At 71.1% G+C, this 22448-nt stretch carries 26 protein-coding genes; 21 read left to right on the top strand and 5 right to left on the bottom strand.

What is annotated here, in order from left to right; all coding sequences use genetic code 11:
* Window positions 1-325: 325 nt before the first annotated feature.
* The 17 genes from U870_RS0113825 (at window position 326) to U870_RS0113745 (ending at window position 15096) form a co-directional block, all read left to right on the top strand.
* The gene (locus U870_RS0113825; RefSeq protein WP_025157979.1) at window positions 326-1150 is read left to right on the top strand and encodes a sigma-70 family RNA polymerase sigma factor; all 825 of its coding nucleotides are present in this window, start codon (window positions 326-328) and stop codon (window positions 1148-1150) included.
* Window positions 1151-1322: 172 nt separating this feature from the next.
* The gene (locus U870_RS0113820; protein ID WP_025157978.1) at window positions 1323-2156 is read left to right on the top strand and encodes a flagellin; all 834 of its coding nucleotides are present in this window, start codon (window positions 1323-1325) and stop codon (window positions 2154-2156) included.
* A 210-nt stretch (window positions 2157-2366) separates the two neighbouring features.
* Window positions 2367-3752 (top strand): flagellar filament capping protein FliD, encoded by a 1386-nt coding sequence (gene fliD / locus U870_RS0113815; RefSeq protein WP_025157977.1) that lies wholly within the window; start codon window positions 2367-2369, stop codon window positions 3750-3752.
* A complete protein-coding gene (gene fliS / locus U870_RS0113810; protein WP_025157976.1) occupies window positions 3749-4177 on the top strand; it encodes a flagellar export chaperone FliS in 429 nt (142 codons plus the stop codon). Before fliD ends, fliS begins: the two co-directional genes overlap by 4 nt.
* Window positions 4167-4550 (top strand): hypothetical protein, encoded by a 384-nt coding sequence (locus U870_RS0113805; protein ID WP_025157975.1) that lies wholly within the window; start codon window positions 4167-4169, stop codon window positions 4548-4550. Before fliS ends, U870_RS0113805 begins: the two co-directional genes overlap by 11 nt.
* A gap of 552 nt (window positions 4551-5102) precedes the next feature.
* The gene (locus U870_RS0113800) at window positions 5103-5444 is read left to right on the top strand and encodes a flagellar basal body rod protein FlgB (protein ID WP_025157974.1); all 342 of its coding nucleotides are present in this window, start codon (window positions 5103-5105) and stop codon (window positions 5442-5444) included.
* Between the two features lie 14 nt (window positions 5445-5458).
* Window positions 5459-5851 (top strand): flagellar basal body rod protein FlgC, encoded by a 393-nt coding sequence (locus U870_RS0113795; RefSeq protein ID WP_021763782.1) that lies wholly within the window; start codon window positions 5459-5461, stop codon window positions 5849-5851.
* Window positions 5851-6174, top strand: a complete 324-nt coding sequence (gene fliE, locus U870_RS0113790) for a flagellar hook-basal body complex protein FliE (protein ID WP_029947616.1) — start codon at window positions 5851-5853, stop codon at window positions 6172-6174. The genes U870_RS0113795 and fliE overlap by 1 nt, the downstream gene beginning before the upstream one ends.
* On the top strand, window positions 6174-7760 hold the full coding sequence (gene fliF / locus U870_RS0113785) for a flagellar basal-body MS-ring/collar protein FliF (RefSeq protein ID WP_025157972.1): 1587 nt from the start codon (window positions 6174-6176) through the stop codon (window positions 7758-7760). Before fliE ends, fliF begins: the two co-directional genes overlap by 1 nt.
* A complete protein-coding gene (gene fliG, locus U870_RS0113780) occupies window positions 7757-8776 on the top strand; it encodes a flagellar motor switch protein FliG (protein ID WP_025157971.1) in 1020 nt (339 codons plus the stop codon). The genes fliF and fliG overlap by 4 nt, the downstream gene beginning before the upstream one ends.
* Window positions 8766-9377 carry a FliH/SctL family protein gene (locus U870_RS0113775; protein ID WP_025157970.1) on the top strand — a complete coding sequence of 204 codons (612 nt, stop codon included), beginning with the start codon at window positions 8766-8768 and terminating at the stop codon, window positions 9375-9377. Before fliG ends, U870_RS0113775 begins: the two co-directional genes overlap by 11 nt.
* A complete protein-coding gene (locus U870_RS0113770) occupies window positions 9374-10687 on the top strand; it encodes a FliI/YscN family ATPase (protein WP_025157969.1) in 1314 nt (437 codons plus the stop codon). Before U870_RS0113775 ends, U870_RS0113770 begins: the two co-directional genes overlap by 4 nt.
* Entirely contained in the window at window positions 10687-11133 is a 447-nt protein-coding gene (locus U870_RS0113765) for a flagellar FliJ family protein (RefSeq protein ID WP_025157968.1), read from the top strand. The genes U870_RS0113770 and U870_RS0113765 overlap by 1 nt, the downstream gene beginning before the upstream one ends.
* Entirely contained in the window at window positions 11130-11813 is a 684-nt protein-coding gene (locus tag U870_RS0113760; protein WP_025157967.1) for a C40 family peptidase, read from the top strand. Before U870_RS0113765 ends, U870_RS0113760 begins: the two co-directional genes overlap by 4 nt.
* Entirely contained in the window at window positions 11810-13393 is a 1584-nt protein-coding gene (locus tag U870_RS0113755) for a flagellar hook-length control protein FliK (protein WP_025157966.1), read from the top strand. Before U870_RS0113760 ends, U870_RS0113755 begins: the two co-directional genes overlap by 4 nt.
* Before the next feature lie 34 nt (window positions 13394-13427).
* Window positions 13428-13889, top strand: coding sequence for a flagellar hook assembly protein FlgD (locus U870_RS0113750; RefSeq protein ID WP_025157965.1), 462 nt, complete (start codon window positions 13428-13430; stop codon window positions 13887-13889).
* Window positions 13890-13926: 37 nt separating this feature from the next.
* Window positions 13927-15096: a flagellar hook protein FlgE gene (locus U870_RS0113745; RefSeq protein ID WP_025157964.1), complete on the top strand. Its 1170-nt coding sequence runs from the start codon at window positions 13927-13929 to the stop codon at window positions 15094-15096.
* Window positions 15097-15162: 66 nt separating this feature from the next.
* Here the strand turns inward: U870_RS0113745 and U870_RS0113740 are convergent, their stop codons facing one another.
* On the bottom strand, window positions 15163-15702 hold the full coding sequence (locus U870_RS0113740; RefSeq protein ID WP_025157963.1) for an AAA family ATPase: 540 nt from the start codon (window positions 15700-15702) through the stop codon (window positions 15163-15165).
* A gap of 86 nt (window positions 15703-15788) precedes the next feature.
* Between U870_RS0113740 and U870_RS0113735 the strand changes: the two genes are divergently transcribed.
* Window positions 15789-16133 carry an ArsR/SmtB family transcription factor gene (locus U870_RS0113735; RefSeq protein WP_025157962.1) on the top strand — a complete coding sequence of 115 codons (345 nt, stop codon included), beginning with the start codon at window positions 15789-15791 and terminating at the stop codon, window positions 16131-16133.
* Window positions 16134-16327: 194 nt separating this feature from the next.
* Here the strand turns inward: U870_RS0113735 and U870_RS0113730 are convergent, their stop codons facing one another.
* A complete protein-coding gene (locus tag U870_RS0113730) occupies window positions 16328-17620 on the bottom strand; it encodes a sodium:proton exchanger (RefSeq protein WP_115644440.1) in 1293 nt (430 codons plus the stop codon).
* Between the two features lie 324 nt (window positions 17621-17944).
* Between U870_RS0113730 and U870_RS0113725 the strand changes: the two genes are divergently transcribed.
* Window positions 17945-18694, top strand: a complete 750-nt coding sequence (locus U870_RS0113725; RefSeq protein WP_025157960.1) for an ABC transporter permease — start codon at window positions 17945-17947, stop codon at window positions 18692-18694.
* A gap of 28 nt (window positions 18695-18722) precedes the next feature.
* On the opposite strand, the gene U870_RS0113720 is transcribed toward U870_RS0113725, so the two are convergent.
* The 3 genes from U870_RS0113720 to U870_RS0113710 are packed head-to-tail and all read right to left on the bottom strand — an operon-like array spanning window position 18723 to window position 20673.
* Window positions 18723-19550 (bottom strand): OmpA/MotB family protein, encoded by an 828-nt coding sequence (locus U870_RS0113720; RefSeq protein ID WP_025157959.1) that lies wholly within the window; start codon window positions 19548-19550, stop codon window positions 18723-18725.
* A 1-nt stretch (window position 19551) separates the two neighbouring features.
* A complete protein-coding gene (locus U870_RS0113715; protein WP_025157958.1) occupies window positions 19552-20376 on the bottom strand; it encodes a motility protein A in 825 nt (274 codons plus the stop codon).
* A 15-nt stretch (window positions 20377-20391) separates the two neighbouring features.
* Entirely contained in the window at window positions 20392-20673 is a 282-nt protein-coding gene (locus tag U870_RS0113710; RefSeq protein WP_025157957.1) for a flagellar FlbD family protein, read from the bottom strand.
* 136 nt (window positions 20674-20809) lie between these two features.
* Between U870_RS0113710 and U870_RS0113705 the strand changes: the two genes are divergently transcribed.
* Window positions 20810-21688, top strand: coding sequence for a flagellar motor switch protein FliM (locus U870_RS0113705; RefSeq protein WP_025157956.1), 879 nt, complete (start codon window positions 20810-20812; stop codon window positions 21686-21688).
* A gap of 4 nt (window positions 21689-21692) precedes the next feature.
* Window positions 21693-22412, top strand: coding sequence for a flagellar motor switch protein FliN (gene fliN, locus U870_RS0113700; RefSeq protein WP_025157955.1), 720 nt, complete (start codon window positions 21693-21695; stop codon window positions 22410-22412).
* Window positions 22413-22448 lie beyond the last annotated feature (36 nt).

Below are 22448 nucleotides of genomic sequence, written 5' to 3'. Positions count from 1 at the left end.
ACCGGTGGGCTCGATGTTAGGGGCGCAGAGCTGCGAATACCCTCAGTGCCGACCCTTGATCCACAGCTTTCCCTTATCAGTCCCACAGGTCGTACACGTGGATGTCGGTGTTCCCATTTTTGGGGGTGCTGTCTGCCCTGTAGTGGGGGCATCCGAGGCGAGACCGGAGCACCCCGACGTTGTTACCGTGAACACGAAAGACCCCTAGCACCCGCTCGGCACCCGACCCAGCCCGAGCATCACAAGCACCGCCCGAGTACCCGTTCCGCCCGATCCTGGAGGGCCGGATTCGTGGTACCCGTCCGATGAAGAGGGGTCGCACAGCGTGAACCGCAACGAACGAAACGCGCTCGTCGTAGAGAACCTGCCACTGGTGGGGTACCTGGTCTCCGACCTGGTCGCGCGCGCCACGCACCTGTCCCGGGACGACCTGGCCTCGGCCGGCTCCCTGGCGCTGGTGACGGCCGCCGACGCGTACGACGCGTCCACCGGCGTCCCGTTCGGGGCCTACGCCCGCACGCGCATCCTCGGCGCCCTCGCCGACGAGCTCCGGGCGAGCGACTGGGCGACCCGTTCCGCGCGCAAGCGCATCAAGGAGACGGTCGCGGTGCGCGAGAGCCTCACGGCCGCACTCGGCCGCACTCCCACGGTCGATGAGATCGCCGACGCACTCGGGGTGGACCGCCAGACCGCGGCCGCCGGGCTCGCCGACGCCGCACGCACCGTGACCGCGCTCGACGAGACGGTCGAGCCGTTGCTCATCTCCGACACCGTCGGGCCCGAGGAATCGCTGATGACCGGCGAGCGCACCGCCTACGTGCGCGCCGCGGTCGCCGCACTCCCCGACCGGATGCGCTCCATCGTCGAGGCCATCTACTTCGACGACCGCACTGTCACCGAGATCGCCGAGGAGCTGGGCATCACCCACTCCGCCGTCTCGCAGCAGCGCTCCGAGGCCATCCGTCTGATGCGCGAGGGCATGGCGACCCACTACGCCGACGAGGGCGATCCCGAGGTCATCGAGGCCAAGACCTCCCAGGCCCGGCGCAGCGCCTACCTGGCCCGCCTGGCCCAGCACGCGGTCGCCCACATGGGCGCGCACCCGGCGCCGCTCTCCCCCACCTCCCCCACCTCCGTCCGCGCGTCCTGAGCGCTGAACCGAGACGGCGGATCGTCCGCCGTCTCGCCGTTTCCGCGTGCACTTCTCGCCGCCTCGCCGAATGCGGCGGGTGCCTAACGGGAGCGGGCGGGCGGTCGATAGAGGGGGATGCGGGCCATGGACGGACCGCGAAACATCCAGCCCAGATCATGGAGGAAACATCATGGGTATGCAGATCAACACCAACATCGCGGCCAACAACGCCTACCGCAACCTGAACAACACGCAGAGCGACCTCTCGAAGTCGCTCGAGAAGCTGTCCAGCGGCCTCCGCATCAACCGTGCGGCGGACGACGCGGCGGGCCTGGCCATCTCGCAGGGCCTGAAGTCGCAGGTCGGCGGTCTCACCGTCGCCGCCCGCAACGCTCAGGACGGCATCAGCGTCGTGCAGACCGCTGAAGGCCAGCTGACCGAAGTCCACTCGATCCTGCAGCGCGTGCGCGACCTGGCCGTCCAGGCCGGCAGCGACTCGAACAACGCCGACTCGCGCGCCGCCATCAAGACCGAGGTCGACCAGCTGACCAGCGAGCTCACCCGCATCTCGGGCAGCGCCAACTTCAACGGCATCAAGCTGCTCGACGGCTCCAACGCCTCGCTGACCTTCCAGGTCGGCGCCGGCGATGTCGCGGCCAACGACCAGATCGCGGTCGACCTGTCCGGCGCCAACGTCGCCACCGTCGCCACGGCGGTCGGTACCCTGACGTTCGACTCGGCGGCCAACGCCCTGACGTCGATCACGGCTCTGGACACGCAGATCAAGAACGTGTCGACCGCGCGTGCGAGCCTCGGTGCCGTGCAGAACCGCTTCGAGAGCACCATCCGCAGCCTCAACGTCTCCAAGGAGAACCTGTCGGCTGCGTCGTCGCGCATCACCGACACGGACATGGCGGAGGAGATGGTGAAGTACACCCGCTCCAACATCCTGTCGCAGGCCGGCACCGCGATGCTCGCCCAGGCCAACCAGTCCGGTCAGGGCGTTCTGCAGCTGCTCCGCTAGTCCGGTCCGGGCGCGGTCGCCAGCCGCGTTCTGCACCTGATCCGCTCATCCGCTGACCCCAGCGAACGAGCCGCAGTGAACGGTGGCCGGGATGTGTCGCCCCAAAGCGCATCCCGGCCACCGCTCCGCACCACCTGAACGACCAGCACCACCAGCAGCACTAGCAGCGCAGCAGCACCAGCCACCACCACCCACAGGGAGGGAGCACCGATGGGATTGGCCATCGACGGTCTCATCAGCGGTCTGAAGACCACTGATCTGATCAACCAGCTCATGCAGGCGGAGGCCGTTCCGCAGACGCTGCTGAAGAACAAGGTCACCAGCTCCACCACCTACATCACGGCGATGCAGGGCCTGAACACCAAGGTGTCGGCCCTCGCCGAGCTCGCCGCGAAGACGGCCAAGCCGGCCACGAGCGACCTGCACACCGCCACCTCCAGCTCCACCGCGGTCACCGCGACGGCCGGTCCCGGTGCCGTCGACGGAACCATCGACTTCACGGTGGACAAGCTCGCGCAGTCGCAGGTGACGGTCACCGGTCCGCTCACCCAGTGGCCGGACCAGCCGCCCGTGCTCACGTTCGTCGCCGCCGACGGCACGATGAAGCAGGTCACGGCGGCCAGCTCGTCGCTGGCGGATGTCGCCGCGGCGATCAACAAGGCCGGGGTCGGCGTCACCGCCACCCAGGTCGCGGCCGGACTCGACCCCGCCACCGGCGAGAAGGTCTACCGTCTGCAGCTCAGCTCCACCAAGAGTGGCGCCGAGGGGACGTTCACCGCCTACCGCGGCTCCACCGCCGACGTCGGCGCCGGCACGGCGACCAACCTGCTCAGCGAGCCGGGTGCGGCCCAGGTGCGCCAGGCCCAGGACGCGCAGATCACCCTGTGGAGCGGCACGGGCGCCGCGCAGTCGGTCACATCGTCCACCAACACCTTCGCCGACGTGCTGCCGGGCGTCACCGTGACGGTGAGCGCGGCCTCGACCACGCCCGTCACGCTGAGCATCGCCCGGGACGACAAGGCCGTCTCCGATGTCGCGAACGCCCTGGTCACCAGCCTGAACGACATCTTCGCCTACATCGCGACCAAGCAGGCCGTCAGCACGACCACCAACAGCGCAGGCGGCACCGTCGTCACCGCGGGCACCTTCACCGGCGACTCGACGGTCCGGGACGCGAACCAGAAGCTGCTCGACGCCGCTTCCGCGCCGATCGACGGCATCTCCCCCTCGGCCTACGGGATCTCGATCACGAGCGACGGGAACCTGACCTTCGACGCGGAGAAGTTCTCCGCCGCCCTCGTCAAGGATCCCGAGAAGACCAAGGCCGCGGTCGCCGCCCTCGCCCAGCGGGTCGCCGATGTGGCGAAGGCGGCCAGCGACAAGTACGACGGCTCGATCACCACCAAGATCACGGGCGAGCAGTCGACCGTGAAGAGCCTCAGTACCCAGATCGACGACTGGGACACACGTCTCGCCGATCGACGCACCAGCCTCGAGAAGACCTACGCGAACCTCGAGGTGCAGCTGCAGAAGCTGCAATCGCAGTCCAACTGGCTGTCCGGCCAGCTGTCCTCCCTCTCGTCGAGCTCGTCATGACCGTCCTGAACTCCGCAGCAGCGAAGCTCTCCGCGTACAACAGGGACAGCGTGCTCTCGGCGAGCCCCGCCCGCCTCCTGACCATGCTCTACGACAGACTGGTGCTCGACCTGACCCGGGCCGAGACGGCATTGACCGTCGACAACTGGCCGATCGCCTGGGAGAACCTGCGGCACGCCGATCAGATCGTCGCCGAACTGGCCTCGAGTCTCCGCGTCGACCTGTGGAACGGCGCCGACGGACTCCTCCAGCTCTACACGTATCTGGCCGAGCTGATCGTCGACGTGACGGTGGAGCGCGATGCCACCAAGGTGCGCGAGGCGATCGAGCTCGTCGAACCGCTCCGCCAGGCCTGGCACGAGGCCGCCGCGGCCATCCCGGCGACAGGCGCCGGTGCGACGGGGAGCGACCTCGGTGTCGCCTGAGGAGCTGCCCGCTTCTCAGGGCGACGGGCCGCAGCCTCCCGCGCCCGACGCGACGGCGCCCGATGTCTTCGGGCCCGATGTCCTCACGCCTGACGTCCTCGGCCCGTGGACCGCGGCCCTGGAGCGGATGGAGAACGATCTCCACGGTGCGCTCGCCCAGGAGGAACCCGTGCCGTGGCGACCGCCGATCGCGCTCGGGCCGATCCCGCCTGAGCTGCACGACCGCGCGACGAGGCTCCTGGAGGCGCAGGCGCACACGATCCGCTACCTCGAAGACGTCCGTCAGACGACGGCCCGCCACCTCGCCGCGGTGAAGGCGGTGCCGCGCACCGAGCAGGGTCCGCGACCGGTCTACTTCGACCTGCTCGGCTGATCAGAACGACGGCATCTGCTCAGATGAGCAGTCGGTCCTAGTGCCCTCCGGGCGGCGTCGGACGCATCCCGGGCGTGTCAGAGCCGGCCATCGCGCGTTCAGGGGGCGTTCACCGCGCGGGGGTGAACGGGTGATTCCACCGCGACGCGCCCGGCGCGACTTCTCCACCTGTGGATAACTCTGGGGAGAACTGGTGGATGGAGGTGCGAAAAGTGTGGAGGACACGCGCGGGATGTGTGGACGCTCAGGGCACTCAGGAAACTGAAATGCAGCTTGATCAGCAAAAATGCTCAAAGATCTAGCTGATCGAACACCTCTTCGAAACAACAGTGCTGTAATTCACACCCCCGGTGGAGCTGTGGATGACTCTGTGGGTATACCTCTTTTCGGGGTCGGAAATCCACACTTTCCACACGTCGATCCTCAGGGTGTGGGGAAGTCGTGGACACATTGCTAACGGGCCGCTGAGACCGGCCGATAGAGCACGCTGAGCACGGATCGCTCGACGACCAGGCCACGGATGTGCCGACCAGACCTCGATGGAGTGCCGTTGTGCTCGAATCCGTGACCAGTGCCGCCCTCGCGAGCGCCCTCGACGGCCTCGCCGCGCGTCAGCGGGCGATCGCCAACAACATCGCCAATGTCAACACGCCCGGCTACACGGCCGAGCGCGTGTCGTTCGAAGACGCCCTCGCGCGTTCTGTCGCGGACCATGACGGTCATACCACCGCGACCACGGCGCGTTCTCTCGAGCCGACCCGTCTCGACGGCAACAACGTGAACCTCGATACCGAGACCCTCTCCAATGTGGACACCGTGTTGCGGTTCCAGTTCGCCTCGCAGGCGGCCGGCGGCACGTTCACGGCGATCCGTTCCGCCCTGCGGACGAACTGACAGGAGCACCGGCGATGACATTCGACGCGATCGGGATCGCGGGCACGGGTCTCACCCTGCACCGCAAGTGGCTGGACGCCGTCTCGGACAACCTGGCCAACATCAACACGGCCAAGCCGACCGATGGAGCGGCATTCCAGGCACGCTACGTGGTGGCCCAGGAGGGGCAGGGCGTCTCGGGCGCGTACGTGGCCGGTGCCGCGTACGGCAGTGCTGAAGGCCGCATGGTCTACGAGCCCGACAACCCCGTCGCCGACGCCGAGGGATACGTCAGGTACCCCGACATCGACCTCTCCGAGCAGATGGGCGCGCTCATCATGGCCCAGCGCGGATATCAGGCGAACGCCGCCGTGGTCGACCGTGCCAAGGAGACCTACCAGGCCGCTCTGCAGATCGGAAAGAACTGATGCCCCCGACCCCCATCAACGGAATCGGCGCCGTCTCCGGCCTCGGCTCGATCGACGCCACCACCTCGGCGCAAGCCGCCGCCGGCACGACCGGGACCGGGGGAGCGGCCTTCGGGAACGCCCTCAGCGGTGCCATCGACAACCTCCAGCAGCTGCAGGGCACGAGCGACAAGCTGGCGATCCAGGCCGTGACCGGCAACCTCGACGACATCCATGACGCCACCCTCGCCTCCACCCGCGCCCAGGTGACCCTCGAACTCGTCGCCGGCGTGCGCAACAAGGCCGTCGATGCGTTCAACGAGATCATGCGGATGCAGGCCTGATGCCTCAGCAGGTCGCCGGCTTCTTCCGGCGGATCGGTGACTCGATCCGCGGATTCTCGCTGGCCCAGCGGGTCATCGCAATTCTCGGCGTGGCCGTCCTGGCCCTGGGGATCACCGGCATCGCGATGTGGGCGTCCCAGCCCTCGTACACCCCGCTGTTCTCGGGCCTGCAGTCGTCCGACGCCTCGGCGATCGTGGACCAGCTGCGCACCGACGGCGTGCAGTACCAGCTGACCGACGGCGGCTCGACCATCCTCGTGCCGCAGCAGAGCGTCTACGACGAGCGGCTGAAGGCGGCCTCCGCCGGGCTGCCGTCGTCGACCACCGGCGGCTACTCGCTCCTGGACAAGATGGGTGTCACCTCGTCGGAGTTCCAGCAGTCGGTTACCTACAAGCGGGCGATGGAGGGCGAGCTCGCCAACACCATCTCGGCGATGAAGGGCGTGAAGACCGCGTCGGTGCGGCTGGCGATCCCGGAAGAGACGGTGTTCGTCTCCGAGAAGAAGGACCCGACCGCGTCCGTGTTCGTCGAGACGCAGAACGGCGTCACGCTGAGCCAGGACCAGGTGCAGGCGATCGTCCACCTGACCAGCGCCGCGGTGACCGGCATGCAGCCGACCGATGTCGCCGTCGTCGACGCGAACGGCACGGTGCTCAGCGCCGTCGGCACGGGCGCCGTCGGGGGAGCGGACAAGCAGGCGGGCGACTACGAGGCCCGCGTGAAGAGCGCGGTGCAGGACATGCTCGACAAGGTCGTCGGCCCGGGCAACGCCACGGTGGCCGTCGCGGCCGACGTCAGCAAGGAGTCCGCGCAGCGCACCGAGGAGTCGTACACGTCGCCGACCAATGCGCCGTCGCTCAGCGAGACGACGCAGAAGGAGACCTACACCGGATCGGGCGGGACCGCCGCCGGCGTGCTCGGACCCGACAACATCGCCGTCCCGAACGGTACAAACGGGAACGGCACCTTCAACTCCGAGTCCGCCACCAAGGACAACGCGGTCGACAAGGTCACCGAGCAGCGCACCATCCCCGCCGGTGCGATCAAGCGCCAGACGGTCTCGGTCGCGCTCAACTCCGATGCGGTCGGCAGCGTGAGCCAGAACGAGGTCCGCAACCTGGTCAACGCCGCGGCCGGCATCGACACCACGCGCGGCGACTCCGTCAGTGTGGTGATGGTGCCCTTCAGCAAGGCGGGCGCGACCGAGGCCGCGAAGGCGCTGCAGGAAGCGAAGGATGCCGCCGCGGCCGACCAGCTGACGGGCATCATCCGCACGTCCATCATCGCCGCGGCCATCGTGGCCGCCCTGATCGTCGTCGTCGCCCTGGTGCGCCGCGGCCGACGCCGCGCCGCGGAGCAGAGCGAGCTGGAGGAGGAGTCGGTGGCGTTCGAGGCGTCGCCGTTCCCCATCCCGCTGGAGCAGGCGCCGCCCACCGTGCCGATGCAGCTGGACGCGCCGGACCCGGACAGCCCCGAGCTGGAGGCCGAGCGCCGCCGCTCCGAGATCGAGGCCCTCGCCGAGCGCGACCCGCAGAAGACCGCGGAGTACCTGCGCAGCCTCATGGATGATCGGGCGGGCGTATGACCGACGCCAAGACGCCGCTCACCGGCCCCCAGAAGGTCGCCGTCGTGCTGATGAACATGGATCAGCAGCGCGCCGCCCAGGTCATGAAGCAGTTCTCCGACGAGGAGGCCGACGAGATCACCGCGGAGATCCTGCGGCTGCGCCGGGTGGATCCAGGGGTCGCCGAGAAGGCGATGACCGAGTTCCACGACCTGGCGACCCGCGGAGCGGTCTCGACCCGCGGCGGCCGCGACATCGCGGTCGGGCTGCTGGAGGCGTCCTTCGGCGCCGAACGCGCGACCGGTGTGATGAACCGCGTCGCCTCGAACATGGCGGGCAAGCAGTTCGAGTTCCTCGACGCCGTGGAGCCCGGCCAGGTGCAGATGCTGCTGGCGGGGGAGCTGCCGCAGACCAGCGCCCTCGTGCTGGCGCATCTGCGTGCCGACCAGGCCTCGCGGGTGTTGAGCGGGCTCGACGACGCGGCCAGGACCGAGGTCGCGCATTCGATCGCCACCATGGGATCGCCCAGCCCCGATGCCGTGCGCGTGGTCGCCGACACGCTGAAGCAGCGGGCGAGCGCCGTCGTCGCCGCGCGTACCGCGAGCGATGCCGTCGGAGGGGTGCAGCCGCTCGTCGACATCATCAACCGGGCTGACGCCAGCACCGAGAAGGCGCTCCTGGAATCGCTGGAGCTGCGCGATCCGGAGCTCGCCGAGGAGGTGCGCTCGCGCATGCTCACCTTCGAGGACATCGTGCGCCTGGAGGCGCGCGACGTGCAGCAGGTGCTGCGCGGAGTGGACGTCGCGATCCTCGCGGTCGCGATGAAGGGCGCCCCCTCGGCGGTCGAGGAGACCATCACGGCCAACCTGTCCGAGCGCAACCGGGAGGTGCTCGCGGACGAGGTCCGCATGCTCGGCCCGGTGCGGCTGTCGCAGGTGGAGGACGCCCGTGCGGCGATCGTGCGGGCGATCCGCGACCTGGAGGCCACCGGCGTGATCACCGTCCAGCGTGGAGACGAGGACGCGTATGTCGAATGACACCGCCTTCGCTCCTCTCGCGATCCCGGTGCTGACGGAGACCGTGCAGGAGCAGGCCGCGCTCGCCGCGGCGCGCTCCCGCGGGTACGCGACCGGCTTCGCGGACGGCCGCCGTGCGGCGGCCGAGGAGCAGGCGGCCTGGCTGGCGGCGGCCGAGGACGCCCGCCTCGAGCAGGAGGAGCGGACCGCCGCACGCATCGCGGTGCTGGCTCACGCCCTGCGCTCCGCTGCGGTCGAGCTCCGCGAGGCCACCGTCCCGGTGCTGACCGAGGTCGAGGACGTGCTGGTCGAGGCTGCTTTCGAACTTGCCTCGGCCGTGGTCGGCGATGTGCTCGGCGATCGGGTCGCGGCCGCGCGTGCGGCCGTCGCGCGTGCGCTCGCGGGCGAGACGGCCGGGGCCGTCGCGACGGTGCGGTTGAACCCGGAGGACCTGGCGCTGCTGGCGGAGGCGGATGCGGAAGCGGGAGCGGACCGGCCGACCGTGCGCCTCCTGCCCGACCCGGCCCTCGCGCCCGGCGACGCGATCGGCGAGCTACCGACCGGGTGGCTCGACGCCCGGGTCGCGACCGCGCTCGCGCGGGCCAGGGAGGCCCTCTCATGACCGCGACCCTGCCCCGCTGGGACGACGCCGTGCGGGAGGCCGCACCGGAGCGCGTCGGCCGGGTGAAGGCCGTCGTCGGCCTCGGAGCCGAGGTCGAGGGCGTCCCGGCGGCGATCGGTGATCTGGTGACGATCGGCGACGCTCCCGGCGTCCACGCGGAGGTGGTCGCGACGACCGCCGACGCGGTGCGCGTGATGCCGTACGGCCGCCTGACCGGCGTCGCCGCCGGCGCCCCCGTCCGGGCCGTCCGCACCCCATTGCTCGTCCCCACCGGCCGAGGGATGCTCGGCCGGGTGATCGACGCGCTCGGCCGTCCGATCGACGGCAGGGGGCCGATCGAACCGGACGGCTTCGTGCCGCTCGACAACCGCGCGCCCGATGCCATGCGCCGAGCGCGCATCCTGACGCCCCTCGGGCTCGGCGTGCGCGTGCTCGACACGATGGTCAGCGCCGGACGCGGTCAGCGCCTCGGCCTCTTCGCCGGTTCGGGCGTCGGCAAGTCGTCGTTGCTGTCGATGATCGCGCGCGGCACGGAGGCCGACATCTCGGTCATCGCGCTGGTGGGGGAGCGCGGTCGCGAAGTGCGCGAGTTCCTGGAGGACGATCTGGGCGCGGCCGGCCTCGCCCGCTCGATCGTGGTGGTCGCCACGTCGGACGAACCGGCGGTCATGCGGCTGCGCGCAGCGTTCGCCGCGACCCGCATCGCCGAGTCGTTCCGCGACCAGGGTGCCGACGTCGTGCTCATGATGGACTCGCTGACCCGCGTGGCGATGGCCCAGCGGGAGATCGGCCTCTCGGCCGGCGAGCCCCCGGCGACGCGCGGCTATCCGCCCTCGACCTTCTCCCTGCTGGCCCAGCTGCTGGAGCGCGCCGGAACCGGAGAGCGCGGTTCGATCACCGGTCTCTACACCGTGCTGGTCGACGGCGACGACCACAACGAGCCGATCGCCGACGCGGCCCGCAGCATCCTGGACGGTCACGTCGTGCTCGACCGGCGGCTCTCGGTCGTCGGTCACTTCCCCTCGGTGGACGTGCTCGGCTCCGTCTCGCGTCTCGCGACCCGGGTGACCTCGCCGGAGCAGCGGGCGGCGGCCACCGCGCTGCGCGCCACCCTCGCGGCGAAAGTGGCGGCACAGGACCTGCTCGACGTCGGCGCCTACAAACCGGGCACGAACCCGCGGGTGGACGCCGCCGTCGCCCACGAGGACGCGATCAACGCGTTCCTGCGCCAGAGCATCGGCGAGCCGGCGCCCTCGGCGGAATCGTGGGCGCGCCTGGGCGCGCTCGTCGCGACGATGGGAGGGGTCTGATGGCACGCACGTTCCCCCTGGCCGGCCTGCTGCGGCTGCGGCAGATCGAGAAGGACCACGCGGCGAGCGATCTCGCCGCAGCGAACGCGCTGAAGCGCGACGTGGGGGAGCGGCAGGTGCGCGCCATCGCGGCCCTGCATGCCGTGCCGGTCGAGGCGACCGACGCGAGCACGCTGTTCGCGCTCGCCGCGGCCCGCGCCTCCTCCCGGAGCATGCTCGCCGACCTGACGGCCCTCGCGGCGCACGCCGACGCCGAGGCCGAGCAGGCGCAGGAGGCCTTCACGGAGGCGAAGAAGCGCGCCGTCGGGCTGGAGAAACTGGAGGCGCGCCACGCGTCCGAGCTCGCCGCGAGCGACCTCGGGGCCGAGCAGGCGGCCATCGACGAGATCGCGACCGGGGCGTGGCAGCGCGACCGGTCGACGGACGGACGGAGGAGCGGGGCATGACCGTGACGGATGCGATCGGCCGGATCGCGCAGATCCAGGCGGCGATCGTGCAGCTCGACAGCGTGACGACGACCGGCAAGGCCGCCTCCGCCTCCGCCGCCTCGTCGTCGACCGGCACGACCGACTTCGCCACCGCCCTCACGCAGGCACTCGGCGGCACCACCGATGCCCCCGCCTCGAGCGGGGGAGTGACGGGCGCCGACGTCGTCGCGGACGCGAAGAAGTACCTCGGCGTGCCCTACGTCTTCGGCGGCACGAGCGCTTCGGGTCTCGACTGCTCGGGCCTTGTGCAGCGCGTGTTCAAGGACCTCGGCATCGACGTGCCGCGGCTCGTCTCGGGCCAGTCCACCGTCGGCACCGAGGTCCCGTCGCTGGCGCAGGCGCAGCCGGGGGACATCATCGTGTGCAACGGCGGCGAGCACATCGTCATCTACGCCGGCGACGGCAAGGTGATCCATGCGCCGAGCGAGGGACGCAACGTCAGTCTCGTGAACAACTGGCTCACCGATTCGGACATCGTGACCATCCGCCGGGTGGTGCCGCAGGCCTCCGCCGCGACCTCCTCGGCGGCGGTCTCTGCCGCGCCGACGTCGGCGTTGTCCGGGACGGCGCTCTCGACGGCCCAGTCGGACGCCCTGCGTTCGCTCTTCTCGTCCATGCTGCAGGGGAGCTCGCGATGAGCCCCGCGGCGGTCGGAGGCGCGCCCACGGCGGCGGCGCCCGCTGCGCCCGCGTCGAAGAGCACGGGGGCGCGTGCGTCGGGCGGGGATGCCTTCGCGGCGCTCCTCGACGGTGCGGCCGCGGAGCGCGCCTCCCGGCCGGGACCGGCGCGCGACGGCCGGGAGACCTCGGACACCCGTGACCAGCGGGATGCCCGTGACCGGCGGGACGCCCGCACCGGGCGCCACGCGGACCACTCGGCGAGCCCGGCGCGGAAGGCAGTGGGTGGGTCCGGACCGGAGGCCGCGACGGCACCGAGTGGGACGGACGCCACGACCAGGTCCGCCGATGCACCCGGGACGGACGCCACGACGACGCCGAGCGCTCCCTCAGGCGGCGCCACCGCCGACCCCTCCGCCGCCGCGACCGTCGCTCCTCCCCTCGCGCTGCCCGCGGCTCCGACCGGCACTCCGGCCGGCGCCGTAGGATCTGCGACGCGGGACACCGCCGGGGAAGCCTTCCCGGCGACCGCCGTCACGACCGCCGGCGCGCAGGCGGACGCGGCGCTCCCTGCCTCGGCGACGGCCATCGCTGCCGCCACGACCCCCGACCCCACCACGGGCCGACTCGCTGCCGCGGCCGCGGAGCAGGGTCGGCGAGGCACGCCCGCCGCGGCAGGAGCGACCGCGCCCGCTGCCGCGGAGGACGTACCCGTGGCGCCGCCGAGCACCGCGGCAGCCGCTCCTACACGTTCTGCGGACGCGTCGGCCTCCGCTCCGGCCGTGGCACGCACGGAGGGAGACCCTGCCGCCACCGCGACGCCACGCACCACCGGCCCGACAGCGTCCGCCGTCCCCGTGCCCGTCGACCCCGCGCCGTCGTCTGCTGCCCGGGCGGACGGCTCCGCCCCTGCAGCACACGTCGCGGCCACCGGCGCGGGCCGGACAGAGGCCGGCGCCGCACCGGTGACCGTGGAACCCGCCCGCCCGGCCGGTCCCGAAACAGCGCGCCGGGCGGATCAGCAGGCACCCGCACCGGCCGCCTCCGCTCCCGCGCCGATGTCCGCCTCCGCGCCGGCCGCGCCGCAGCCGCTCGCACCACCCGCCGCTGCGACGGCGGCGTCCGTGACGGCGCCGCACCACGCGCCGACGCTCGGCACGCAACTCGCCCGCCCCGTGTTCACGCTCGCCGCCGCCGGCGCGGGCGAACACGTCATGACGGTGCACGTCACTCCCGACACCCTCGGACCCGTCACGGTACGCGCGCACGTCGGCGGTGACGGGGTGCGGGTCGAGCTCTTCGCCCCGACGGACGCCGGACGCGACGCGCTCCGCGCGATCCTGCCGGACCTGCGACGCGACCTGAGCGGCGCCGGGCTGAGCGGCACGCTCGACCTCTCATCGCAGAACCAGCCGTCGTCCCAGCAGGGCTCGCCGCAGCACGGGTCCGCGCAGCACGGCGGTCCCGACGGCCGCCTCTCTGCGCCGCCCGAGGCCGGGGGACGTTCGCGCGCCGCGTCGCTCGGAGAGCACCTGTCCGCCGCGGGCGCGGCACCCGCTCCGGCGGACGGCCTCGCCCATTCCATCGACCTGATCGTCTGACGACGACCGACTCAGCACCAAGAAGGGAGCCACCGTGGTCGACGCCGTCACCGGAACCGACAGCACCGCCAAGAACGGGATCTACACCACCCAGCCCACGCGTACGCCCAAGCAGACCCTCGACAGTGAGGCCTTCATGCAACTGCTGGTCACCCAGCTGCGCAACCAGGACCCGAGCTCGCCGATGGACACCAACCAGATGATCTCGCAGACCACCCAGCTGGCCATGATGGAGAAGCTCACCAACCTGGACACCACCAGCCAGGAGGGCTTCGCCCTGCAGATGCGCTCGGCTGCCGCCCAGCTCATCGGCCACACCGTCAGCTACCTGGACAAGAACGGCGACACCCAGACCGGCGTCGCCAGCTCTGTCTCCTACGCGGGGGCGGTCCCGATCGTCACCGTCGGCGACGCGAAGATCAACCTCGACGCGATTCTGGGCGTGGTCACCCCGACACCTCCGTCGACCCCGACGGACCCGACCACCGCCTCCTGACACCTCCGCCCCGCAGCATCCACAGAAAGGCAGCGCCATGCTCCGCTCTCTCTACTCCGGAATCTCCGGCCTCCGGTCCCACCAGACCATGCTCGACGTCACGGGCAACAACATCGCCAACGTCAACACCACCGCCTTCAAGTCGTCGGCCGTCCAGTTCCAGGACACCCTCTCGCAGCTCGTCCAGGGCGCGGGCGGTCCGCAGGGCCAGACCGGCGGCACCAACCCGGCGCAGATCGGCCTCGGCGTGCTCGTGGCCGGCATCTCGACCAACTTCACCCAGGGCGCGGCGCAGGCCACCGGCCGCTCGACCGACATGATGATCAACGGCGACGGCTTCTTCGTCACCAACGTCGGTGGCGAGACGGTCTACACCCGCGCCGGCTCCTTCGACCCCGACGCCCTCGGCCGACTGGTCGGCCCCGGCGGCGCGATCCTGCAGGGCTGGAACGCCGTCAACGGCGTCATCCAGCAGGGCGGGGCGATGACGGACATCACCATCCCGCTGAAGGCCGTGACCCCGGCCTCGGCCAGTACCTCGGCGAATGTCAACGGCAACCTCCCCTCCGACGCCGCCGTCGGCGCTCAGCTCGTGCGCGACATCTCGGTCTACGACGCCAACGGCACCGAACGCAAGCTGACGCTCACCTTCACCAAGTCGGCCACGGGATGGGACGTCTCCGGCTCCGACGGTGCCAACACGGCGACCGGTGCGATCACGTTCAACAACGGCGTGCTCGCGACCGGAGGCGCGCTCACCGTCGGCGGCGTCAACGTCAACCTGAGCACCGTCTCGGGCTACTCCGGCCTCTCGACCGTCGCCTTCAAGGACCAGAACGGCCGTGCCGCCGGCACGCTCGAGTCGTTCACCCTCTCGAAGGACGGCACGATCATCGGCCTGTTCTCCAACGGCGACAAGCAGGCCGTCGCCCGGATCGCGCTGGCGACATTCGTCAACCCGGGCGGTCTCGAGAAGGCCGGCGGCTCCACCTACCGCGCCACGGTCAACTCGGGCGCCGCCCAGCTCGGCGGCCCCGGCGAGGACGGCCTCGGCAACATCCAGGGCGGCTCCCTCGAGATGTCGAACGTCGACCTGTCGCAGGAGTTCACCAACCTGATCGTCGCCCAGCGCGGCTTCCAGGCGAACGCCCGCATCATCACCACCTCCGACGAGGTGCTCCAGGAGCTGACCAACCTGAAGCGCTAGCGGTTCGACCGCTGCGACATCCACGACGGTGCGCTCATCCCGACCGGGAGGGGCGCACCGTCCGGTTCAGGGCCGCTCGCCGGAGGCGCTATCGCGCAGAGCCGCACGGATCTGCACCGCGAGCCTAGGGATGTCGACCTCCCGCTCGGTGGGCACGCGGAGCACCGGGAATCCCGAGATCGGGCGCGCCGTGCGGAGAAAGTCGGTCCACTCCTCGAGGCGCCCGGCGTCGGCGTGGGCGTGGTGCCGTGGCCGGGTGAGGAAACGTTCACGGACCGTGGCTTCGGGGGCCTCGCACCAGAGCTCCACCCCGTTCCGGATCCCTGCCGCCGCTCGTCCGAGGTCGAAGTAGCGGTCGTCCCGTCCCGAGGCCCAGAAGGACTCGACGATGACGGGACCCTCGATCAGACCGGCCAACGACCACATGGCGTCCGAGGCGATCGCACCGAGACGCTGGGTCGGCAGACCGGGCACCGCATCGGCCAGCGCCTCCTTCACCGCGTCCTTGGAGACGACGGCCAGCCCGAGCGCCTCGCCGAGGGGACGCGCGAGCGTGGTCTTGCCCGACCCCGGCATTCCATTGATGATCACAGCCCAGTCCGCCATGCTGCGACGCTATCGCGTGCGCCGAGACCGTCCGCGCCGACCGCGCGCGTCCACCGTGGATTCAGCATCGGCTGTACTCTCGACTCATGACCCTCACGACGCCCGCGGCGACGGTCACCCACACCGCAGCCCTCGCCCGCTTCGGGCACGCCCTCTCGGACCCGACCCGCGTCGGGATCCTGCTCGCCCTCCGCGAGGCCCCGGCCTTCCCGTCCGACCTGGCCGAGGCGCTGGGCGTCTCGCGGCAGGTCATGTCCAACCAGCTCGCCTGCCTCCGCGGCTGCGGGCTCGTCGAGGCGATGCCGGACGGGCGCCGCATGTGGTACCGCCTCGCCGACGGCCACCTGGCGCCCGCGCTGGACGAGCTCCTGCGCGTCGTCCTCTACGTCGAGCCGGGCTGCTGCGACGGGGACGAGTGCGGCTGCGCGTGAGGGCGGAGGCCCGCCGGACGACGAATCCGAAAAAAGTGTGAGACGAATCCGGGACGACGCACATTTCCCTCATAAGGGCGCCCCAGCGGGGTGGCCCGCACGCTCCCGGGATGGCATTCGGCTCAATTCCTCCGGGATGCCGCGAGGGGCCGCGTGTCTGGACCGGGGGGTTGTCGGACACGCGGCCCCCGCCTTCATTCCCGTGCGGCCACTGGGACGGGACGGCCTTCGGGCAGCTCATCGTCGACGGCCGTGACGAACGGTGCACGAAGCGTGGGCCACAGGGTGCGCCAGCGGATCGCGAACAGGACGACCGCGAGCGCGGCGTAGACGCCCGAGACGACCCAGCGGGCCTCGGTCCCGGTGAAGACGAAGGTGGCGGCGAAGAGCACGAACAGCGCCGTCGCCCAGCGGCCCGAGAAGCGCAGGGTCAGCAGCATGGCCACGCCGAGCAGCGTCTGCGTCGCGGTGAGGACAAACTCCTCGACCTGGCGCCCGTCCATCGGCAGCGCCCATCCGCCGCCGCCCAGCGCGTGGGCGATCGGCAGCGTCCCCACCAGGGCCGTCCACTGGTTGACCTTGCTCGCGAGCAGGATGCCCACCCCCATCGCCGCTTTGCCGCGCATCGCGAAGATGATCGCGATGACGAATTCCGGCGCCTCGGAGGCGAGCGGCGCGAGCCACTGCACCAGGAGGAAGTCGTCGATCCCCGCGGCGCGGCCGCCCGCGATGAGACTGTGGGCGAAGGGCTCGGCGAGCAGGAGGATCACGACGGCCGCGAGCACGAAGATGCCGATCACGGTCGCCCGGCGCGCGACCGTCGGCAGGCCGCCGATCGCCGCGGGGACGCCGACGAGCTCGGGCTCCTCGCTCTCGCCCCGTGACATCTTCCACAGGTAGTAGACGAAGAGGGCGAGCAGCACGACACCGAGCAGCACGTGGATCTGACCGGTGAGCGGGATGGCCAGGGTCAGCACCGACGCGATCATCAGCAGCCCGAGCTCGACCCGGTTGTCACCGGGAAGACGCACGGCGAACGGCCGGCGACTGACATCCGGATCCACGGGACGGCGGCGCGCCCGAGCCGACCGATAGACCAGGAACGCCACCAGGAGGATGAACGGCCAGCCGAATCCGAGCAGCAACCGGTTCGAACCGGTCATGTTGGCCGCCGCGTACTGCGCCTGGCTCGGGTCGCTTCCCGCGGTGAACGCGAAGTAGAGGTCGATCGCGTACTCCGGGAGGATCGCGATGATCGCGAGGAGGCCGACGGCGAGGCCGCCCGAGATGTCCACCTCGGCGGCCTCGCCGGCCCAGGCGAGCGCGAACGCGGCGGCCACGATCGCGACACCGAACATCAGGATGCCGACGAGCGGCGCCGGTTCCGCGCCGCTCAGCCGCAGCGCCACGCCTTGCGCCGCCACCAGGGCGACGATTCCGAGGGGGATCACCAAGCGCCGGGCGCTGCCGGTCGTCCGCGTGTCCATGGTCTGCCTTCCGATCGTGACGACCGGGCAGGTACGACGTGAGGGGCCCGGTCATCGTGTGCTGATGACCGAAGGTCTCGCTCGCCCGATGATCGGGAGGCACGCCGGGCCGCGTCTTCGCGAGCCAGTATGTCGACGTGCCGCGCACCCGGAGCCGGATGCTGAGCTACTCCCCTTCGCCCTTCGACAATGGCAGAGATCGCCGGCGTGCACGGCCTCCAGGCCCGGATTCCCAGTGTTTCGCGCGCCCTAACACGCGCGGTAGGCCGGCGGTCGGGAAATGTCATCCCGGCCTCGAGGAGGCGCGGAGAATAGGCTCTCCCCGTGCCGATCGTCCGCGAGCTCGCCCCCACGCTGCTCGGAGTCGCCGTGCTGGCGCTCATCGCGACGGCGGTGCTGGCCGTGTACCGCGTCCCGCACCGCTGGGCTCCGGTGCTCGCCATCGTGCGGGGCGCTGCGCAGCTCGCGGTGATCAGCGTGGTCCTGTCCGGGGTCATCACCAGCGCGCTCTGGGTGTCGCTCGCCCTGCTCGTCATGTTCGCAGTGGCGGCCATGACGGCCACGCGGCGGGTGGGCTGGAGCACCGGCCACGCGGCGATGATGGCGTCCGCCATGGCGATCGGTGTCGGCGTCACCGCGGTCGTGGTCTTCGCGACCGGCGCCATCGAGCTGAGCGCCCGCTACGCCCTGGCCATCGGCGGCATCGTGATCGGCAACTCCATGAGCATCGCGACCCTCTCGGGCCGCCGGTTCACCGAGGCCGTCGACGACCACTGGGACGAGGTGGAGGGCTGGCTCGCCCTCGGCGCGACGCCCAGGGAGTCGACCATCCACCAGGCACGGACCGCGGTCTACTCGGCGCTCATCCCCTCGGTCGACCAGACCAAGACCACGGGACTGGTGACGCTGCCCGGCGCCTTCGTCGGCGCGATCTTCGGGGGAGTGTCGCCGCTGGAGGCAGGCCGGTTCCAGGTCGTCGTGCTGGCCGCCATCATGTGCGCGGGCGCCATCACCGCGGTCATCGTCGCCGCCTGGCTCGCGCCGGTGCGGGTCCGCCCGGCGCCGTTGCGGTGAGGGCGGACGCCCACAGGCAGGCGCCGCATCAGCCGCCGGTGGTCGCCCCTGCGGGGGTCGTGCCGCTCTGCATCGCCTGGGGGATGAGCTCCCGGATGCGGTCCGGCTGCGACGACAGCACCACCACGTCCACGCGGCGGTTGAGGGCGAGGTCTTGATCGGAGGTCCCGGTCGCGGTCGCCATCGGCCGGGCTGAGCCGAAGCTGATGGCGGCGATGCGCTCGGCGGGGAAGCCGTCCGACTCCACCAGGTGCCGCAGCACGCTCGTGGCGCGGCCCGCCGAGAGCTCCCAGTTGGTCGGGTACGGCGCGCCCGGCTGGCGTACGTCGGCGTGGCCCTCGACCGAAACCTGGTAGACCTCCGGGGCGATGACCGGGCCGATGTCGTCGAGGACGCGCACCGCGGTGGCGCTCAACTCGGCGTGGTTCGAGTCGAAGAACGTGGAACTGCCGACCAGGCCGATCGTCAGGCCACGGGCGTCGATCTTCATCTGCACCGCGTCCTGCAGCCCGTCGCGGGTGAGTGCGGCCTGGATGGCGTCGCGGATGCGCTCGAGGTTCTGGGCCTCCTGCTGAGCGAGCTGGAGGTCGGTCGTGTCGCCCTTCTGGTCGACCTGCGCGGGCGGGACGACGACACCGCTCGCCGTGTCGATCTTCTCGGTCTTCACCTGCCCGAAGCCGGTGGCGAGGGAGTTCTTCAGCGCCTCGAACTTCTTCTGGTCGACCGTGGACATGGCGAACAGCACGATGAACATGCACATGAGCACGGTGACCATGTCCATGTACGACGCCATCCAGCGTTCTTCGTTCTCGTGCTCCTCCGGCTCCTCGTGCTTGCGCCGGCGACGGGCGGACACGTCAGGCCGCTTCTTCTGCGGGAGCCTTGGCCGCGGCCTTAGCCGCCTTCTCGGTCGCCTTGCCGCCGCCCTTCGCGGAGTCGCCGCCGGGGACCATCGCGCGCAGGCGCTCGCCGAGCAGGCGGGGCTGGCTGCCGGACTGCACCGCGAGCACGCCCTCCATCAGCAGGTTCATGCGCTCGACGTCGAGCTCGGAGAGCCGGCGCAGCCGGGCGCCGATCGGCAGCCAGAGGAAGTTCGCCGACAGGAGGCCCCACAGGGTCGCGACGAAGGCGCTCGCGATCATCGGGCCGAGGTGGCCGGGGTCGTCGAGGTTCTCGAGCACATGGGTCAGCGACACGACGGTGCCGATGATGCCGATGGTCGGCGCGTAGCCGCCCATCGAGGAGAAGAACTTGGCCGCGATGCGGCTCTGCTTGGACCGGGTCGCGATCTCGTCCTCGAGCAGGATGCGCAGCTCGTCGCCGTCCGTGCCGTCCGCGATGTTCTGCAGGGCGCGCTTGAGGAAGGGGTCGGTGACGCCCTCGGCCTCCTGCTCCATCGCGAGCAGGCCGTTGGAGCGGGCGGTCTCGGCCAGCCGTACCACCTCGTCGATGACCTGCTGCGGCGGGTCGATCTTGCCGCGGAACGCGCTGGGCAGCGCCTTGACCGCGATGAGGAAGTCCTTGATCGTGCCGCTGGCGATGCCGACGGCGATCGTCGCCCCGAACACCAGCACCATCGGGGCGGGCAGCAGGAGTGCGGTCAGGTGCCCGCCCTCCAGTGTCACCATCGCGACGACGGAGCCGAACGCCAGGACGATGCCGATGATGGTTGCCGGATCCATGGGGGGTGTTCCTCGCTACTTCTTCCGTGCGTGCAGGGGGACGGCGCGCAGGCCTTCCTGCTGGTCCGCGGGGGCGGGCACCGGACGGGGGCCGGCGGCCGGCAGGTCGTGGGCCAGCGCGATCACGCGGGCCCGGTATGCGGCGATCTTCTCGATGACCTCGGCCATCGACTCCGTGACGATGAACTTGGCACCGTCCACCATCACGAGCGTCGTGTCGGGACTGGCGTGGATGCGCTCGATCAGATCCGGGTTGACCGCGAACTGGCTGTCGTTCAATCGGGTGACGACGATCATGGGCGCGAATCCTGGTCTCGGCTCCGGGTGAGCCGTCACAGGGGCACTATCGGCGCAGGGGCGGTCTGCGTTAGAGGGGGCACAGGATGTGCACCGCCGCCTAACGCGCCCGCCGCGCCTGCCGATAGAGCCTCTCGTGACCTCCCTGCCCGCTCCGCTCGCGCCCGAGGCGCCGGTGTACGACTTCCGGCGGCCGACCACGCTGGCGCGCGAGCACTCGCGGGTGCTGGAGCTGGCCTTCGAGACCTTCGCCCGGCAGTGGGCGACCCAGCTGACGGCCAAGGTGCGCGTGCTCAGCCAGGTGACGTGCATGTCCGTGCAGATGCAGACGTACGACGAGTACGCGGCGGCGCTGCCGGCCACGACGGCGATGGTGCTGTGCGAACTCGACGGGGTTGCCCCGAAGGGCGTCATCCAGTTCCCCACCGTGGCGGCGCTCTCCTGGGTGAACGCGATGCTGGGCGGCACCGGCGTCCCCGTCGCGAACGAGCGCACCTTCACGCAGATCGAGCACGCGCTCGTGCGCCGCCTGATGGATGACGCGCTCGAAGACCTCCGCTACTCCCTCGGCTCCCTGCTCGCCACGCCGATCGCCGTGGACGCCATCCAGTACAACTCGCAGTTCGCGCAGGCGGCCGCGACCGCGGAACTGATGATCGTCGCCGCCTTCGAGCTGCGCGTCGGCGAGAGCCTCGCCGAGGCCACCGTCGCGCTGCCGGCGGTCGTGCTGCTCCCGCAGCTCGGCGAGACCAATCCGACGCACAGCGCCGAGAACGCCCGCGAGCTGGTGGACGCGCAGCTCGCCCGCGTGCCCGTCGACGTCTCCCTGAGGCTCGCGCCGGCCAGCGTGAAGCCGAGCGTCGTGCTCGGGCTGGCGGTCGGCGACCTGCTGCCCCTCCCGCATCCGCACCACCGACCGTTCGATCTCGCCGTGGGGGGACACCCCGTGGCCGGTGCAGCGCTGGGCTCCAGCGGCTCCCGGCTGGCCTGCGTGATCGTGAAGACAGAGGACTGAACCGATGAACATGGCCACCGCTACCGGCGCCGCTCTCTCCCTCGCGCAGGCCCAGACGGCCGCTCAGGCGCTCGCGGGCGTGCTGCCCACCGGCGCGCCGCTCAGCCCGTTGCTGGAGACCTCCGGCGCCTTCGCCGGGCAGGTCGGCACCGCGGTCGTCGCGAGCTTCGTCGGCGCGTATTCCGCCGACCTCGCGATCGTGCTGCTGGAGGCCCCCGCCCTCGTCGACGACGGCGCGGACGGTTCGCCCGTCGTCGCGCTGCAGGATGTGCTCCAGCCCGCGCTCGAGTCCGCCAGCGACACCCTCGGCGCCGGTGTGCTGGACGATGCGCGGGTGGACGAGGCCGAGGAGTTCTTCGCGGACCCCGCCACGACGGTCTTCGCCCTGAACGGCGCGACCGGCGTCGCGGGCTGGTTCGCGATCCGCGGCCGCGAGCCGCTGGCGGAGCGTTCGCTCGGTTCGGCCGCCATCGCGGGCAAGCTCGCCCGCATCAGCAACGTCGAAATGGCGCTCACGGTCGAGATCGGCCGCACCCGCATGGCCGTCCGCGACGTCCTCGCCATGGAGCCGGGAGCCGTCATCGAGCTCGACCGGTCGGCCGGGTCGCCCGCCGACGTGCTGCTCAACGGCCGCCTGATCGCCCACGGCGAGATCGTCGTGGTCGACCAGGACTACGCCGTGCGCATCACCAAGATCCTCGACACCGCCGAAGAGCTCGACTAGCCGTCCACCGCCGAGCCGTCCGCCGCCGAGACGGCG

The sequence above is a fragment of the Leifsonia aquatica H1aii genome, assembly GCF_000633535.1.
In the GTDB taxonomy this organism is placed as follows: Bacteria; Actinomycetota; Actinomycetes; order Actinomycetales; family Microbacteriaceae; genus Leifsonia; species Leifsonia aquatica_A.
Note: the sequence above shows the minus strand (reverse complement) of the source record. Positions and strands in the feature narration are given on the sequence as shown.

Excerpts from the sequence above, each read along its gene's own strand:
- U870_RS0113820 (WP_025157978.1), top strand. The coding sequence starts at position 1,323 with ATGGGTATGCAGATCAACACCAACATCGCGGCCAACAACGCCTACCGC.
- fliD (WP_025157977.1), top strand. The coding sequence starts at position 2,367 with ATGGGATTGGCCATCGACGGTCTCATCAGCGGTCTGAAGACCACTGAT.
- fliS (WP_025157976.1), top strand. The coding sequence starts at position 3,749 with ATGACCGTCCTGAACTCCGCAGCAGCGAAGCTCTCCGCGTACAACAGG.
- U870_RS0113795 (WP_021763782.1), top strand. The coding sequence starts at position 5,459 with ATGACATTCGACGCGATCGGGATCGCGGGCACGGGTCTCACCCTGCAC.
- fliE (WP_029947616.1), top strand. The coding sequence starts at position 5,851 with ATGCCCCCGACCCCCATCAACGGAATCGGCGCCGTCTCCGGCCTCGGC.
- fliF (WP_025157972.1), top strand. The coding sequence starts at position 6,174 with ATGCCTCAGCAGGTCGCCGGCTTCTTCCGGCGGATCGGTGACTCGATC.
- fliG (WP_025157971.1), top strand. The coding sequence starts at position 7,757 with ATGACCGACGCCAAGACGCCGCTCACCGGCCCCCAGAAGGTCGCCGTC.
- U870_RS0113775 (WP_025157970.1), top strand. The coding sequence starts at position 8,766 with ATGTCGAATGACACCGCCTTCGCTCCTCTCGCGATCCCGGTGCTGACG.
- U870_RS0113770 (WP_025157969.1), top strand. The coding sequence starts at position 9,374 with ATGACCGCGACCCTGCCCCGCTGGGACGACGCCGTGCGGGAGGCCGCA.
- U870_RS0113765 (WP_025157968.1), top strand. The coding sequence starts at position 10,687 with ATGGCACGCACGTTCCCCCTGGCCGGCCTGCTGCGGCTGCGGCAGATC.
- U870_RS0113760 (WP_025157967.1), top strand. The coding sequence starts at position 11,130 with ATGACCGTGACGGATGCGATCGGCCGGATCGCGCAGATCCAGGCGGCG.
- U870_RS0113755 (WP_025157966.1), top strand. The coding sequence starts at position 11,810 with ATGAGCCCCGCGGCGGTCGGAGGCGCGCCCACGGCGGCGGCGCCCGCT.
- U870_RS0113745 (WP_025157964.1), top strand. The coding sequence starts at position 13,927 with ATGCTCCGCTCTCTCTACTCCGGAATCTCCGGCCTCCGGTCCCACCAG.
- U870_RS0113740 (WP_025157963.1), bottom strand. The coding sequence starts at position 15,702 with ATGGCGGACTGGGCTGTGATCATCAATGGAATGCCGGGGTCGGGCAAG.
- U870_RS0113735 (WP_025157962.1), top strand. The coding sequence starts at position 15,789 with ATGACCCTCACGACGCCCGCGGCGACGGTCACCCACACCGCAGCCCTC.
- U870_RS0113730 (WP_115644440.1), bottom strand. The coding sequence starts at position 17,620 with ATGGACACGCGGACGACCGGCAGCGCCCGGCGCTTGGTGATCCCCCTC.
- U870_RS0113715 (WP_025157958.1), bottom strand. The coding sequence starts at position 20,376 with ATGGATCCGGCAACCATCATCGGCATCGTCCTGGCGTTCGGCTCCGTC.
- U870_RS0113710 (WP_025157957.1), bottom strand. The coding sequence starts at position 20,673 with ATGATCGTCGTCACCCGATTGAACGACAGCCAGTTCGCGGTCAACCCG.
- fliN (WP_025157955.1), top strand. The coding sequence starts at position 21,693 with ATGAACATGGCCACCGCTACCGGCGCCGCTCTCTCCCTCGCGCAGGCC.